10 protein-coding genes and 6 tRNA genes are annotated in these 14722 nt (G+C 56.2%); 2 read left to right on the top strand and 14 right to left on the bottom strand.

The annotated features are described in order from the left end of the window. Window positions 1–167: 167 nt before the first annotated feature. The 3 genes from KOE80_RS09330 to bioB form a co-directional block, all read right to left on the bottom strand. Window positions 168–1187 (bottom strand): BMP family protein, encoded by a 1020-nt coding sequence (locus KOE80_RS09330; protein ID WP_226348964.1) that lies wholly within the window; start codon window positions 1185–1187, stop codon window positions 168–170. A 164-nt stretch (window positions 1188–1351) separates the two neighbouring features. Continuing rightward, complete coding sequence (locus tag KOE80_RS09325; protein WP_060186311.1) at window positions 1352–2203, bottom strand: hypothetical protein; 852 nt, start codon at window positions 2201–2203, stop codon at window positions 1352–1354. A gap of 1 nt (window position 2204) precedes the next feature. Further along, window positions 2205–3221: a biotin synthase BioB gene (gene bioB / locus KOE80_RS09320; RefSeq protein ID WP_083054143.1), complete on the bottom strand. Its 1017-nt coding sequence runs from the start codon at window positions 3219–3221 to the stop codon at window positions 2205–2207. A 288-nt stretch (window positions 3222–3509) separates the two neighbouring features. On the opposite strand from bioB, the gene KOE80_RS09315 reads away from it, so the two are divergent. Continuing rightward, window positions 3510–3932, top strand: coding sequence for an acyl-CoA thioesterase (locus KOE80_RS09315; protein WP_060186313.1), 423 nt, complete (start codon window positions 3510–3512; stop codon window positions 3930–3932). Here the strand turns inward: KOE80_RS09315 and KOE80_RS09310 are convergent. From KOE80_RS09310 to KOE80_RS09290, 5 genes are all read right to left on the bottom strand, one after another. Next, a complete protein-coding gene (locus KOE80_RS09310; protein WP_035271189.1) occupies window positions 3909–4391 on the bottom strand; it encodes a DUF3293 domain-containing protein in 483 nt (160 codons plus the stop codon). The genes KOE80_RS09315 and KOE80_RS09310 overlap by 24 nt on opposite strands. 115 nt (window positions 4392–4506) lie before the next feature. Then, entirely contained in the window at window positions 4507–7569 is a 3063-nt protein-coding gene (locus tag KOE80_RS09305; RefSeq protein WP_226348963.1) for an efflux RND transporter permease subunit, read from the bottom strand. After that, window positions 7566–8651, bottom strand: coding sequence for an efflux RND transporter periplasmic adaptor subunit (locus KOE80_RS09300; RefSeq protein WP_009463858.1), 1086 nt, complete (start codon window positions 8649–8651; stop codon window positions 7566–7568). Before KOE80_RS09300 ends, KOE80_RS09305 begins: the two co-directional genes overlap by 4 nt. A 54-nt stretch (window positions 8652–8705) precedes the next feature. Further along, window positions 8706–9317 (bottom strand): TetR/AcrR family transcriptional regulator, encoded by a 612-nt coding sequence (locus KOE80_RS09295; protein WP_035271186.1) that lies wholly within the window; start codon window positions 9315–9317, stop codon window positions 8706–8708. Window positions 9318–9492: 175 nt separating this feature from the next. After that, window positions 9493–12204 (bottom strand): ATP-binding protein, encoded by a 2712-nt coding sequence (locus KOE80_RS09290; RefSeq protein ID WP_226348962.1) that lies wholly within the window; start codon window positions 12202–12204, stop codon window positions 9493–9495. 122 nt (window positions 12205–12326) lie between these two features. Between KOE80_RS09290 and KOE80_RS09285 the strand changes: the two genes are divergently transcribed. Beyond that, window positions 12327–13514: an MFS transporter gene (locus KOE80_RS09285; protein WP_226348961.1), complete on the top strand. Its 1188-nt coding sequence runs from the start codon at window positions 12327–12329 to the stop codon at window positions 13512–13514. A 91-nt stretch (window positions 13515–13605) separates the two neighbouring features. Here the strand turns inward: KOE80_RS09285 and KOE80_RS09280 are convergent. The 6 genes from KOE80_RS09280 to KOE80_RS09255 form a co-directional block, all read right to left on the bottom strand. Beyond that, window positions 13606–13682, bottom strand: a tRNA-Asp gene (locus KOE80_RS09280). A 19-nt stretch (window positions 13683–13701) separates the two neighbouring features. Then, window positions 13702–13777: transfer RNA gene (locus KOE80_RS09275), tRNA-Glu, on the bottom strand. 25 nt (window positions 13778–13802) lie between these two features. After that, window positions 13803–13878, bottom strand: a tRNA-Ala gene (locus tag KOE80_RS09270). Window positions 13879–14002: 124 nt separating this feature from the next. Then, window positions 14003–14079: transfer RNA gene (locus tag KOE80_RS09265), tRNA-Asp, on the bottom strand. Between the two features lie 20 nt (window positions 14080–14099). Then, window positions 14100–14175 (bottom strand) — tRNA-Glu (locus KOE80_RS09260). Window positions 14176–14202: 27 nt separating this feature from the next. After that, window positions 14203–14278, bottom strand: a tRNA-Ala gene (locus KOE80_RS09255). Window positions 14279–14722 lie beyond the last annotated feature (444 nt).

The raw sequence follows: 14722 nt of genomic DNA, 5'->3' as shown, positions 1-14722 counted from the left end.
GGTCGCCCGGAACCAAGGAGTCCAGCGTGACCATTTCCCATTCATGTTGATAAGCAGTCGGGGTCTTAAGCATGAACGTATTATGAACAAGCCTGCTGTTTTATGGGAGGGTTTGTCAGCAGTCTGAAACCCAGGCCAAGCCTGGGTTTTTTATTTCTGCCCGGATCTTAAATCTGGAACTCAGGTCCTTTGAATTCGGCCTCAACCTCAATCTTGCCAGCCAGAATATCCTGCTGCAGCGCTGCAATACGCTGGCGCACGGCATCCGGTGTGTCCGGGGCCATGATCAGGCGCACCGCATCCGGTTGCTGCAGGCCAACCTTGAAGATCTTGCCGGACTCGAACTTGTTTTCGCTCAGATCCTTGCAAGCTTCAAATACGCCAATGCCTACATCGGCCCAGGCGGAACCGACGAATACGTCGGGCTCGCGGGCGACCCAGTCAATTACATTGCCAATTTCTTTGATGCCCAGTTCACGGCAGGCCTGCGTTGTGCCGCTACGGCCTTTGTTCAGCATGGTGTAGATGATGTCTGCACCAGCTTTGGCCTGTGCCTGGGTGACCCGCGCGGCCAGCTCAATATCATCCTGGTTGCCGGAGAAGTTTGTCAGCAGCTTCACATCCGGATTGGCATGCTTGACGCCAGCAGCATAGGAAGCGCGGGCGCGCAAACCAGGGGGTACGCGTATGCCGGACTGGTGGGCCACTACGCCGGTCTTGGTCATCAGGGCGGCATAGGCACCGGCCAGCCAGGCTGACTCTTCCTGACGCACGTCATAGCTGCTCAGATTGCTGGCAGTGACGGCACCTTGCGTGATCACAAAGCGGGTATCCGGAAACTCCTTGGCAACGGCCAGGGCAGCATCGGTGTTCTGACCGCCGTGGGCGATCAGCAAGGCCGGTTTGTATTGTGTTGCCAGTTCGCGCAGAGCGGCAATTTGTGCCTGGGTTTCGTTGGCCACCTGGTCTTTGTAGTGGCCGGTAATGGGCAACTGGTCCATGGCCTTCTTGAAGCCCTGATAACCAGCTTGCATGAAGCCGTTGTCATCAATGTGGCCGCAGAACAGGGCGGCAACGACGGGTTTGTTGGCCGCCAGCACACTGCGGCCAAGCCAAGGGGCAGCCAGTGCGCCGGCTCCAGCGGAAGCGGCGGCCAGCAGTAACTGGCGACGGGTAAATCCGGTCATGATCATGTCTCCTGTGTAGTCTCCGACGTGGGCGTCGGTAAAAATCGTTTTTTTCTAATCTACAGGAGATGAAAAGCCGCGGTCCCTGAAGTTTTAAATGTCAAATATAAGAATTCTCGTATAGTGCGTTTACGCGGGCATGTATGAGACACGCCCGACATTGTTCACCGCGGAATCAGGGCCACGATAGCGCCAATGGCCAGGGCAACCCCCACCATATTGAGCGCGCTGAGCTTTTCCTTGAAGAAGCCCGCGCCGATGATGGCACCCATGGCAATCACACCAATATTCATGGCCGAGAACACCAGAGTGGGGTTCTCCGGGAAGATCTGGTGGGCGCGGATATAAAAGAAAATATTGCCGAAGTTCAGCAGGCCCAGCACCAGACCGGCTAAAAGGCTGCCTTTGTGCCAGCTGGTGCGCTTGGCCAGCAGCCAGCACAGCATCAGCACACCGGCTAGCGAGAAGGACACCACCAGACTGCTGGAGAAAGCTGCACCGGCTTTGGAAAGCTGCTTGAACATGATGTCGATCACGCCATAGCCTAGCCACACAGCCAGCAGCATCAGGGCAGGATGCCCGGAGCCTGCTTCCTGGCTACTGGCCTGCCGCGGACGTATCAGCAGGCACAGCAAGGCAATCAGGGCCAGGGCGATGCCCAGCAGTTTCTGACCAGCCAGATGCTCGCCAAACAAGAGAAAGGCCGCCAGCAAGGGAATAAACAGGGACAGGCGCTGGGCAGCATCGCTCAGCACAATCCCGGCTTGCCGCACTGCCGCCGCCATGAACAGAAAGACGCTGGGCAAGAGCACACCCAAGGCAATCAGAATCCACCAGGGGGTAGCAGGATTCAGCAGACTGCTGGGATGCGGTTGCAGCAATACCAGACTCAAGGTGACCGCCACGCCATAGTTGACCATGATGGCCTGGGCGACATCGATCTGCCGCTGGCGAGCGACTTTCAGCAGAATGGAAACGGCAACACTGCACAGAATGCTGGCGATCAGAGTGAGCATGTTAGAGGGCCTCGACCATAGCGCGTGGACGGGTTTGTTCCAATGACAAAGGGGGTTCGGACAGTGTGGTTTTGGCCGCTTCCAGTTGCAGGCGGGCAAACAGATCCTGGTCCGCCACAAACTGCGGGTTGCCGGTAGTCAGCAATTGCTCGCCATAGAAAATGGAGTTGGCACCGGCCATAAAGCACAGGGCCTGGGTGCTGTCATCCATGGTTTCGCGACCCGCCGATAAGCGCACGGCGCTGGTGGGCATCAGGATACGCGCAATGGCAATCGTACGTACAAACTCGAAGGGGTCCAGATCATCGACCTGATCCAGCGGCGTGCCCGGTACTTTCACCAATTGGTTGATAGGCACGGACTCGGGGTAAGGGCGCATATTGGCCAGCTGAGCCAGCAGACCAGCACGCTCGCGACGGCTTTCACCCATGCCGATAATCCCGCCGCAGCAACTGTTCAAACCGGCTGCGCGTACGCGTTCCAGCGTGTCCAGGCGGTCCTGGTATGTGCGTGTGCTGATGATCTGGCCATAGAACTCGGGGGAGGTGTCCAGATTGTGGTTGTAGTAGTCCAGCCCGGCATCTTTCAGGCGCTGCGCCTGACCGTCTTTGAGCATGCCCAAGGTGACACAGGTTTCCAGCCCCATCGCTTTGACGGCGCTAACCATCTCAACTACCTGGTCCAACTGTTTTTCGGTAGGAGAGCGCCAGGCGGCACCCATGCAAAAACGCTGAGCACCCTGTGCCTGGGCGGCGCGGGCCGCTTCCAATACCTGTTCCAGGGGCATCAAGGGTTCAGGTTCCAGCTCGGTCTGGTATTTGGAGGATTGCGGGCAGTAGGAGCAATCTTCGGGACAGGCGCCTGTCTTGATGGAGAGCAGACTGGAGAGCTGGATTTGATTGGCCGGGTGGTGCTGTCTATGTACGGTCTGCGCCTGGAACACGAGGTCCATAAAGGGCAGCTCGTAAAGCTCCATGATGCGACGAATCGTCCAGGGTGCGGGGGTATTTACAGACATGGCAGGCTACCTTATTCAGTGACGCAGCTATGCTAGGTTTTCTGCCTGTGAAAGACGACTCCTGGGGCTGGCAGGCTCCGGAGGCTTTTCTCGCTATGGGGCCTATTTCAGTGATGCTTAGACGAAATTGTCGCTAACTTCGCTTAATTTCAATCATTGTGAGGGATACAAACTATTTCAAAGGTAGTGTTTTCAAAATGTTTCAGCGGCTGATTCAGTGCCTGATTACCGTGGTTTCCACCTTTTTATCCGAGGTAAACTGGCAGGCGATTTTGCAAAAGGATAAACATGCACGTGTTCGAGCGCCGCATCACCGTGGAATGGGGTGATTGCGATGAGGCCGGGATTGTTTTCTATCCCAATTATTTTTATTGGTTTGATTGCACGTATCAGGCGTGGCTGCGGCAAGCAGGCTTGAGCCAGCGTATCTTGCGCCAGGAATATGATGCGGTAACGCCATTGGTGGATGTCGGTGCCAACTTCCGCGCACCTGTCACCTATGATCGCGAGATTCGCGTTTGCGTGCATGTGGCTCAATGGCTGGACCGGCGTTTCAAGCTTGAATATCAAGTCTTCAATATGGACGGCGTGCTGGTAGCAACCGGCCACGAGTGGCGCGCCTGGGCGCAGGTTTTGCCGGAAGGGCGGCTGAAAGGTGCCGCCATTGCTGAAGACTTTCGTCAGCGCTTAGAAGGGAACGGGGCTGTTTGAAGCGGCCTGATCAGACACCGGCAGGCGCTGCTGCACTTGATGCAGCTGCGGCTTGCCATTGAGCGGTATATAGACAAAAGCCAATTGCTTGAACAGGCGTGCTTGCCAGCGTGCCTGTTGCAGGCTGATGTCCAGCACCAGCAGGCTGGGTTCATCCGGCCATTTGCCCTTGGGGTCCAGATTCACAGCGGGCCACCAGCGCAGATCCAGTTTCTGCAAATCGCGCAGCAAGCTTTCCTGAACCGCATCGTTAAAGGCACGGCTGCAAATTTGTGCGCCTGGATTGCAGGCGGTCAAAATTGCCGCACCACGGCTGTTTTCTTGTTCCAGTAATTGATTCAGAGGGCGGTTGAGCTGGCCGATGCGCACGTCCATATCGCCCTTTGGGCTGTGTACACGGTAGATCGCCTTCTCGAAAGCGTGAGACAGGGCGGCGGGCAGGTCTTTCTGTGTAGACATAAGCTATCTTGCGTCGTTCTGTTCTCTGGACCCACAAGACTGGCAGTGGGATGCATGGTTTGTTTGTGTTCAAACCATGCATCCATTATTTACACAGTTTCAGCCTTCAAGCAAGTTATGAGGCGCGTGGATCCTGGATTCGATTCCAGATCGAATACAAGCTGGGCAAGAACAAGAGCGTCAGGATGGTGCCAATGGCTGTACCGCCGATCAGTGTCAGGGCCATGGAGCCCCAGAACACGGAGAAGGACAGCGGAATGAAGGCCAGTACCGCCGCCAGCGCCGTCAGAATGACGGGGCGGGCACGCTGCACAGTGGCTTCAATCACGGCATCGTAGGGCGAGGCACCTTCAGCCCGGTTGGTCTTGATCTGCTCAATCAGAATCAAGGTATTGCGCATCAGGATCCCCGCCAGACCAATCAGCCCCAGAATCGCCGTAAAGCCAAAGGGTTGCTGGAAAATCAGCAAGGCGGGCACGCTGCCAATCAGGCCCAAGGGGGCGGTCAGGAACACCATGATCATGTTCGAGAGCGAACGTACCTGAATCACGATAACCAGCAGCATCAAGGCAATCATGACCGGGAAGACGGGCAGCAGCGCGTCATTGGACTTCTTGGCCTCGGCGGTGATGCCGCTCATCTCGATCAGGTAGCCAGGGGGCAGGGAAGCCTGCAAGGAGGCAAACTCCTTCATCACCCGGTTGGCCACTTCTGCCGGTTGCACGTGCGGAGCAATATCTCCCCGCACTGTCATGGTGGGCAGGCGGTTGCGACGGGCCAGCTTGGGTTCTTCCTGCATGATTTCCAGCTTGCCGACTTGCTCCAAGGGCAGGTTCTGGCCCTGATCATTCATGACGGTCAGGCCGGACAGGCGAGTTGGGTCATGGCGGTTGCTGGCCGAGCTGCGCGCCACAACCAGCACATTACGCAGGTCCTCGCGGTATTCCGCAACGGTTGTGCCATCCAGCTGCAACTGGATTTGTTCGGCCAGACTCTGGCGATTCAACCCCAAGGCTTGCAGACGTTGTGGGTCTACGTCCAGCTTCAGGACGGGTACGCGCGAACCCCAGTCCACGTTCACCTGACGCATGTCCTTGTCGGCCCGCATCACCGCCATGGCCTGCTCGGAAATATCACGCAGCTTGTTCAGGTCAGGGCCACGTACCAGGAACTCCACCGGGTATTTGGTGGATGGCCCGAACACCAGCTGAGTGGCACGGACGCGCGCTTCTGGTGTCAGGCCATCGGCCACCACTTGGCGAAAGCGTTGCAGCAGCGCATCGCGGTCGTGGTGATCAGCCGTCAGCACCACCAGACGAGCAAAGGAGGGATCAGGCAGTTCAGGGTTGTAGGACAGGAAAAAGCGCGGTGCGCCTTGCCCGGCATAGCTGGTGACCAGCTTGGTTTCGGGCTGCTCGCGCAACCAGCTCTCCACCTTGCGAGTAACGGTCTGCGTGGACTGAATACTGCTGCCCTCGGGCAACTGCACCTCTACCAGCAGCTCGGGCCGGTCGGAGGTGGGGAAGAATTGCTGTTTGACGAAACCCATGCCTACAACCGCCAGCACGAAGGCCGTCACCACAATTCCGGCCACCAGAAACTTGTGGTGTACCGACCAGGCAATCATGCGGCGCAGGCGCATGTAATTGGGGGTGTCGTAAATGGCCTGATGGCCGCCAGGACGGGCTGGAATGGCGGGCAGCAATTTCACGCCCATATAGGGAGTGAAGGCCACCGCGACCAGCCAGGACGTCAGCAGGGCAGCGGCCAGAATCCAGAAGATATTGCCGGCGTACTCCCCGGCAGAGGAACGGGCAAAACCCACCGGCAGAAAGCCGATAATCGTCACCAGGGTGCCGGACAGCATGGGGGCTGCCGTATGGTTCCAGGCATAGGCGGCGGCTTTCAGGCGGTCCATGCCTTCTTCCATTTTCACGATCATGATCTCGATCGCAATAATGGCGTCGTCCACCAGCAGGCCCAGCGAGATAATCAGCGCGCCCAGCGTTACCCGATCAAACACCTTGCCTGTCATCATCATGATGACGAACACCATGGCCAGCGTCAGGGGCACAGCGGCAGCCACTACGATCCCGACCCGCCAGCCCATGCTGACCAGACACACCAGCAGCACCACGCTCAGCGCCGCGAAGAACTTGAACATGAACTCGCCTACGGCGGAGGCAATGTTCACCGACTGGTTGGTGACGGTATCCAGGGAGAAGCCCAGGGGCAGGGCAGCGGCAATATCTTCCCGTGCCTTTTCCAGATCCTTGCCCAGATACAGGCCGTTGTAGCCCTCCTGCATCACCACATCCAGCAACATGGCAAATTGTGCGTTGTGGTGAATCTCGAAGCTGGGCGGGTCTTCGTATCCACGACTGATGGTGGCAATGTCGCCCAGACGCAGATTGTGGCCTTGCACGTAGATATAGGTATTGCTGATGGCCTCTACATCCTCCAGCCCGGCGCTAAGGCGCATGTGAATACGCGGGCCATCGGTGCTGATGGCACCACTGGCTGTCATGGCACTGCGCTTGGACAAGGCTTCCAGAATCTGTTGAGGATTGAGCTGCAGATTGTGCAGCTTGGCTTCGTCCAGATCGACAAAAATACGCTCGCTTTGCTCGCCCAGAATATTCACCTTCTTGACGCCGGGGACTTGCAGTAGCTGACTGCGTACTTTCTCGGCCTCGCGAGTCAGCAGGCGCGGTGGCAGACCGGGGGCTTGCAGCGCGAACAGGCTGAAGGACACGTCCGAGTATTCGTCGTTCACAAACGGCCCCTGCACGCCTTTGGGCAAGCGCGGAGCCTGATCCTGCAGCTTCTTGCGGAGCTGATAGAACTCGCTCTGAACGTCCGCGGGCGGCATGGTGTCTTTCAGGGTCACCACCATCAAGGCTGTGCCGGGACGAGTAACCGTCTCTACCTTGTCAAACCAGCGCAGTTCCTGCATGCGCTTTTCCATGGGCTCGGCCACCAGATCCTGCATTTCCTGGGCGGTGGCTCCGGGCCACATGGCGGTGACGGTCAGCACTTTCACGGTAAAAGCCGGGTCTTCGGCTCGACCCAGTTTCACGAAGGAGTAAATGCCGGACGCTGCCAGGGCAATGATCAGGAACAGCGTGATGGCCCGTTCACGCACCGCCAGAGCGGAGAGATTGAAGCGGCCTGTCATTGCTTGACCTCGCGTGTTTCAGGACGAACTTCCTGGCCTTCATGTAAAAGGTTAGCGCCCAACGCCACGATGGCGGTGCCGGCTTCAGGGCCTTGGGACAGGTAAGCGTGTTCCTGGGCCAGTTTGGCAATGGTCACGGGCTGCCAGTGCACAGTTTTCTGATCATCAATTACCCACACGCCGGGCCCTTTACCCGCATCGTAAATTGCAGTCAGTGGTACTTGATTCAAGGCGTCTGCATCCGGGGGCGTCAAATGCACAATGGCGCTGGAACCCAGTCTTGCGGTGACATTCTCGCCCTCGAAGGAAAAGCGGGCCTGATAGCTGCGGGTTGCAGGGTCAGAGGATTGGGCCAACTCGCGCAGTTGGGCGGGCAGGCTTTCCTGGGAGTCCGTCAGCTCAATAGTGGCGCGAGTACCCAGCGGAATATCCCACTGCTCGGGCAGGCTGACAATGACATCACGTGGACCATCCTGGGCCAGGCGCAGCACGGCTTGCCCTGGGCTGACAACTTGGCCAACATCCGCAATCTGGGCGGTAATGATGCCGCTGGCTTCTGCTTTCAGGGAACTGTATTGGTCGGCGTTGCGGGCTATTTCAGCTTGTGCTTGTGCGGACTTCAGATTTGCCTGTGCGCTACGCAGTGCCTTCTGGCTTTGTTCATGCGCCTGACGGGAAACACCGCCTTGCTCTACCAGCAGGGACAAGCGTTTGTAATCTGACTGGGCTTGTTCGGCCTGAGCCTGGGCGGCCTGCACGGCAGCCAGACGGGCGCGGTAATCCAGTTGCAGATCTTTGGGATCCAGCGTCATCAAGAGCTGGCCTTTTTCCACGTGCTCGCCGTTCTGGACCTTGCGTGTATCAATCTTGCCGCCTACCCGAAATGCCAGCGGGCTTTCCACCCGTGCGCTGACCAGTCCCAGGAAACGTCGCTGCTGATCGGCCTTGGGCTGAATCACGCTTTGAATGACCAAAGGAGCCTGAGTGCGAGGGTCGGCCTCCTGCGTCTGCTGGCTGCACCCCATCAGTACAAGGGCGGCGGACAAACTCAAGACAGGACTAAGAGAGCGAAAAAGAGCCATGCAGGACTCCGGGTAGGTAAATAGTTGGATGAACTGTAACTTGGGGCGTGATGTTCAAGGCATCAGGCTGCGCAGGATAAGCTGCGTTACCACCAGCAAACCTTGGCGGGTTTTTTCAGGCGGATGTATTTCCAGCAAGACAGGGTGTAGACAGGCGGTCAAGGCAAACAGGATGCCTTGAACCACCTCGTCCAAGGGCGTGCGGCGTTCAAAGTCGCCGCTTTCACGGCCCGCGCGCACCAGGGCGGTGATTTGGGTCAGCAAATCTTCTCTGTGCTGGTCCACTGTTGCCCAATTGTTTTGCAGCGCTTCAATGACCACTTCTTGCATGCGGCCTTCCTGCAAGAACAGCTCCAGGCTTAGCGTGCAGGCGGTTTCAATGAAGTGGCGCAGACGTTCGATAGGGGGCAAGTCGCCCTCCACAATCTGTTGCAGCTGCACGTGCATGCCTTTGAGCACAGAGTGGCAGATCGCCTGGCCGATAGCCTGCTTGGAGTCGAAAAAACGATAGAGATAAGCGCTGGACACGCCTATGGATTTGGCCAGGCTGGCAACAGAGGTCTTGCGATACCCGTAGAGCCGGAAATGCGTATTGGCCTGCTCAATGATCTGTTCGCGGCGATGATGCTCGGTCGGACCACGCTGGCCCAGGGTACTGGCTGGCATAGAAGTTGAATGTTGAAGTAACGATAACGCAATACATTAACTTCCTTGTTAAGCCGCGGCAAGTAAATTGAGGCCACATATCCCGTTTTTTTGCTTGATGGGACTCTTCTTGGCAGGCAAACCTTTTAGATCAGCCGATGGCTTGAGCAGGCAGCAGGGCATCCGCAGGATGGGATCATGCTTTGAGTCTGACTTTCCAGGCTTTGGCTTGTTGAGAGCGTGCCAGGGATAGCGCTTTTTGCAAGGTAGCTGATGCGTATGGTTGTTCGGATGGGAGATGCATCATTGCCTGCGCCTGAATTCTCAGCAGTTCCGGGGCGTTCCATAGTTGCTCTTCAGCGGTCTCATCAGCAAGGCGGGCCTTGATGAGTGCAACCGCTTCCGGGCTATGCCCTTGTTCGATCATTGCATGTGCAAAGTCAGACAAGAAAACAGAATATGCCGTGTCAAACCCGTGCTCCTGTAACTGTGTCAGAGCTGACTGGAGTGTTTGGAAAGGAACTTCAGCGGGGTTTCCGGCGACTTTTGCCCAAAGCGCAAATGCCGAACCATACCGTGCCCAGAACTCCAAACCATGTTGGCCAGCAAGCTGATTTAGCTCTTGCGACATTCGAGTGACCTCCTGGCTATCCCCTGAAAGCGCTGCCACCGTGCAGCTTCCTTCCGCCAGTGCACAACATAAGGTGCAAGCGTGATCCAGCGGTATGGCCTCCTCGATCGCTAATTGGGCCGCATGGCGAGCTTTGTTCGTGTTCCCCATGACCCATAGAATGCGGGAAAGAAAAGCCCAGCCCGCGACGCGCTGATCCAATCCGAATCGGAAGTGAGAGCCATGGCGTTCGTCGCGTACATAGGCATCAAGCATGGCCTCGATTTCAAATAAGGCTTCAGTGTGCCGTCCTAAAAAATGATAGGACGTGCCAATTAGACGGCGGGCAGTCAGAAAAGCGGCTCGGTCAGAGAACTGTAGAGCCAAATCCGCCATGTTCTGGCCGTGTTCCAGAGCCTGGGTGTACCGGCCGCTACGAAGATGAAAGAGCCATAGGCCGTATTCCGCTTGTAGCTGCATCTCCCTGTCGCCCAGCTGCAATGCGAGCTCGCCAGCTCGGGTCCATGCTTGTCCATTCTCTGGCGTCGGGCCGCGTGACCAGGTCAGGGAGGTGGCCAGGGCGGCTTGAATCATCATCTCCTGCTGTTCTTCTAGGGATGAGCCTGTGCTTTGTTTGAGTGCATCCGTAATTCTCTGACGACCTTCATCGTGAAGCGACAACTGTATCCAGAATGGGGCGGAGTTGGCCAGGATATGGAGTCCCAGACTGCGGTGCTGATTATTTCGGAATGCCCAGTCCAAAGCGGTTCTGATGTCATCGATGTGGTGTTCATATTGCTGCCTCCACGGGGGCGTGGGTAAGGACATCCAGTCGTGTTGAGCCTGGGATGCCAGTTGGGCAGTAAAGTGCGCATGTCTGTCCGCCAAAACAGTCTGTCGATCCCCAAGCTGCTCCAGGGCATATGCGCGCAGCATACTCAGATAGCGATAGCGGATAGTTTGCGTTCCGGCTTGCAGGGTGAGCAGGGACTTTTCAACCAATCCGTAAATAATGTCGGGCAGTCTGGTCGAGTCTTTGGGTCTTGCTGAGACGATTTGTTCTGCAGCGGAGAGGGTGAAATCGCCAGGGAAAATAGCCAGTTCCTGAAAAGCGTTTTGTTCACGCGAGTTCAGTAAGTGGTAACTCCATTGCATGGCCTCGCCCAGTGTCTGGTGGCGCCCCGAGGATGGGGTCTTCCGGGCGGCCAGCAAACCCGAGGAAATAGCCAGGTCTTCAGCGACGGCAGCCAGCCCTAGCGAGGGAACTCGGGCAGCAGCAATTTCCAGCGCCAGGGGAACCCCGTCCAGCGCTCTGCAGAGTGCCGTAATTTGATCCAGATTATCTTCGGTCAGCTTGAAGTGATAGTCTGCGGCGATAACCCGGCGTACGAACAGCTCGATAGCACTGTATGCTCGTGCGTTTTCTAACTTGATGGGGTGTGCGGGGACGCAGAGAGGGGTGATGCGAAAGACTTGCTCGCCCTCCAGTCCCAAAGGGGTTTGGCTGGTAAGGAGGATGCTCAGCTTCGGGTCGGCCTCCAGAAGTTGTTCAATCACGTGTGCGCAAGCCGAAGCGACATGTTCGCAGTTATCAATTAGCAGGAGTGCTCTGTTTGGATGCGATGCGGCCTGTGTGTCTGTGCCGACAAGGCCGGCCAAGGCGCTTGAGATGCTTGGTAATACAGAGGCGGGGCTGCCAAGTTGGGACAGGTCCGCGAAGTAAACACCATCAGGGAAAAGTGGGCTTGCTTCAGAGGCCAGCTCTATGGCCAAACGGGTCTTGCCGACACCGGCAGGGCCGGCGAGCGTGATCAGGCATTGGCTTGCAAGGAGCCGATTTAATTCCAGTAGCTCCTCTATACGGCCGATCAAGGGGGACCTGGGACGTGGCAGTTTGCTCCGTGTTTGATGAGCAATAATTGGGCTTGCCGCTTGATGGGGTTGCACAGCGCCGGTGAATCGATAGCCTCGGCCAAATTCCGTGGAAATAAGGTCTCTATCGTCACCCAGAGTTTTCCGTAATGATGAGATCTGTGCCTGCAAGCTGTTTTCCTCGACCACGTCCTTGGACCATATCTGCGAAAGGAGTGAGTCTTTTGGCACCACTTTTCCTGCTGCCTCTACAAGGTAGATGAGCACATCAAGCGCACGCTCGCCTACCTTCAACCGCACACCGTCCCGCAGCAAAAGCCGCAGGCCCGGAAATAGCTGGTACCGGCCAAATGCCAGCATATCGTCGTCGCGGGCCTGGGCGGATCTTGAGTGTTTCTGAGGGGCGGGGTGAGTACCGTTAGACATGCTTGTCTCTGGGTAAAGTTGGGCGGAAAAGGCAGATTTCAGACGTCTGAAATTGTAGGCCAAAGACTTTGGCTACGTGTTCCTTCACCATGACAGCCTGCTTTTTACTTTGTGAGTCAGTGATGTCCAAAGAATCCGCCTTGGTGCGTCGTCTGGATACGGCGCTTCTGATGGTAATGGCGATTGCCTGCGGCGTATTTGTCTCGAATGTCTATTACAACCAGCCACTTCTGGAACTGTTGCAACAGGCATTTCCGCAGGAAAGAGGGCTGATTAATCTGGCCCCGACGGCGACCCAGTTGGGGTTTGCTTGCGGCCTGTTTTTTCTGGTCCCTCTTGGAGACCGGGTTGACCGTAGAAAATTGATTCTGGGGCAGGCGGCGGTTTTGCTGGTCGGGCTGGTATGTCTGGCGGTAACCCCCAATGCCTGGGGGTTTGTCTGTGCGTCCGTGTTGGTGGGGATCTCTGCATCAGCCGCTCAACAAATTGTGCCTTTTGCGGCAGAACTAGCGACGCCGAGCCGCCGGGGACAAGTAGTAGGCACGATAATGAGCGGGGTGTTGTGCGGTCTTTTATTGGGTAGGGCTGTGGGTGGCTTTATTGGCGATCATTGGGGCTGGCGGGCCACATATTGCTTAGGTGCAGTGATGACGGCGATTGCTTGGCTCATGCTTTTTCTCAAATTGCCCCATAGCAATCCCCAGGTGCATCAACGTTATTTCAGCCTTATAAAGTCCTTGATCGTTCTGTGGCGGGAAGAGCCTTTGTTGCGTAGAGCAACCCGTATTCAAGCGGTCCTGTTTGGCTCCTTTATGGGTTTGTGGACAGTTCTGGCATTGCACATGCAGGAGTCATACGGCTTGGGAGCGGATGTAGCTGGCTTGATGGGTGTTGTCGGTGCTGCCGGGATTTTGATTGCTCCACTGGCGGGTCGCAGCGCAGATCATCGTGGACCGCATATTGTTATCACGGCTGCTTGCCTGATCATGTTGCTGTCATACCCCGTGTTGGGGCTTTGGAGCAGTCTTGCCGGTTTGATTGTGGGCATTTTGTTGCTGGATATTGGTGAGCAGTTGGCACTCATTTCCAATCAGCATGTGATTTACTCACTCCGTCCGGAGGCCAGGAGCCGATTGAATACGCTATTTATGAGCGGCATGTTCGTGGGTGGTGCGACTGGATCATGGGGGGCTGGTATTGCCTGGCGTCTGGGTGGGTGGCATGCGGTATGCCTGTTTGGAGGGGCATTAGTGCTTATCGGTTTTTCTTTGCACAGTATCCGTAGACGAGCGGTAGGCACCAGAGGCTGAGAGAGGTGTTCTGGTGCGCATGCTTGCAGGCCGAAATCCACCAATGAAAAAAGCCTGACAGATCGAAATCTATCAGGCTTTTTGAATTTTTTGGCGGAGCGGACGGGGCTCGAACCCGCGACCCCCGGCGTGACAGGCCGGTATTCTAACCAACTGAACTACCGCTCCGCAGCGGTGCCAAGAATCTTGGCGTCCCCTAGGGGATTCGAACCCCTGTACCCACCGTGAAAGGGTGGTGTCCTAGGCCTCTAGACGAAGGGGACAGGACTTACAACTAAATCGTCGTTTTGGTGGAGGTAAGCGGGATCGAACCGCTGACCTCTTGCATGCCATGCAAGCGCTCTCCCAGCTGAGCTATACCCCCAATTTTCTTTACTTCGTTTTTTAACTGCGTCAAAAAACCAAAGTATCGAAATAAGTGTCAGGCTTGACGAGGCTTGCCACTTCAAACTGCTAAAACCAGTCTGGGACTGATTTTTTAAATCTTTTGGCGGAGCGGACGGGACTCGAACCCGCGACCCCCGGCGTGACAGGCCGGTATTCTAACCAACTGAACTACCGCTCCGCAGCGGTTGCCAAGAATCTTGGCGTCCCCTAGGGGATTCGAACCCCTGTACCCACCGTGAAAGGGTGGTGTCCTAGGCCTCTAGACGAAGGGGACAGGACTCTACAGCTAATCTTCGTTTTTTGGTGGAGGTAAGCGGGATCGAACCGCTGACCTCTTGCATGCCATGCAAGCGCTCTCCCAGCTGAGCTATACCCCCATTTCGGTGTTCGTTTTGTCGACCACCAACGAAGAATTGAGATTATGAAGGTGTTTTTATCTTTGTGCAAGTCTTTTGAAGAAAAAAAACAAAATAAAGTGAAAAAACTTCAGGGGGGCTGTCAGAGGAGGGGCATGGGGCAGGCAGAGGAGGCGATACCCCCGGCGTGCGGAAGCCGAAAACAAGGCTCAGGGTGAGCCTGAAATGCGCTTGTATCTTTTTGTTTTATACGGAGTTTTGTATCTTCTTTGTGTCATAACATTTCATTTGTGGCTCAATAGAAGGAAATGCTTTCAACTATTAGCGTCGTTTTTTTGTCCCTTTCAGGCTCGTCTAATTCCCTTCTTAGGCGCATAAATTCAGGGTTTGTGAGAAATTTGCGCTGCTCTGTAATCTAATGATGGTATGCTTCGTTGAGTAACATTTCACCTGCAATAATTACGT

This window comes from Alcaligenes sp. 13f (assembly GCF_020496585.1).
Lineage (GTDB): Bacteria > Pseudomonadota > Gammaproteobacteria > Burkholderiales > Burkholderiaceae_B > Alcaligenes > Alcaligenes phenolicus.
Note: the sequence above shows the minus strand (reverse complement) of the source record. Positions and strands in the feature narration are given on the sequence as shown.

Coding starts and splice junctions, on each gene's coding strand:
- KOE80_RS09330 (WP_226348964.1), bottom strand. CDS start 1,187: ATGACCGGATTTACCCGTCGCCAGTTACTGCTGGCCGCCGCTTCCGCT.
- KOE80_RS09325 (WP_060186311.1), bottom strand. CDS start 2,203: ATGCTCACTCTGATCGCCAGCATTCTGTGCAGTGTTGCCGTTTCCATT.
- bioB (WP_083054143.1), bottom strand. CDS start 3,221: ATGTCTGTAAATACCCCCGCACCCTGGACGATTCGTCGCATCATGGAG.
- KOE80_RS09315 (WP_060186313.1), top strand. CDS start 3,510: ATGCACGTGTTCGAGCGCCGCATCACCGTGGAATGGGGTGATTGCGAT.
- KOE80_RS09310 (WP_035271189.1), bottom strand. CDS start 4,391: ATGTCTACACAGAAAGACCTGCCCGCCGCCCTGTCTCACGCTTTCGAG.
- KOE80_RS09305 (WP_226348963.1), bottom strand. CDS start 7,569: ATGACAGGCCGCTTCAATCTCTCCGCTCTGGCGGTGCGTGAACGGGCC.
- KOE80_RS09300 (WP_009463858.1), bottom strand. CDS start 8,651: ATGGCTCTTTTTCGCTCTCTTAGTCCTGTCTTGAGTTTGTCCGCCGCC.
- KOE80_RS09295 (WP_035271186.1), bottom strand. CDS start 9,317: ATGCCAGCCAGTACCCTGGGCCAGCGTGGTCCGACCGAGCATCATCGC.
- KOE80_RS09290 (WP_226348962.1), bottom strand. CDS start 12,204: ATGTCTAACGGTACTCACCCCGCCCCTCAGAAACACTCAAGATCCGCC.
- KOE80_RS09285 (WP_226348961.1), top strand. CDS start 12,327: ATGTCCAAAGAATCCGCCTTGGTGCGTCGTCTGGATACGGCGCTTCTG.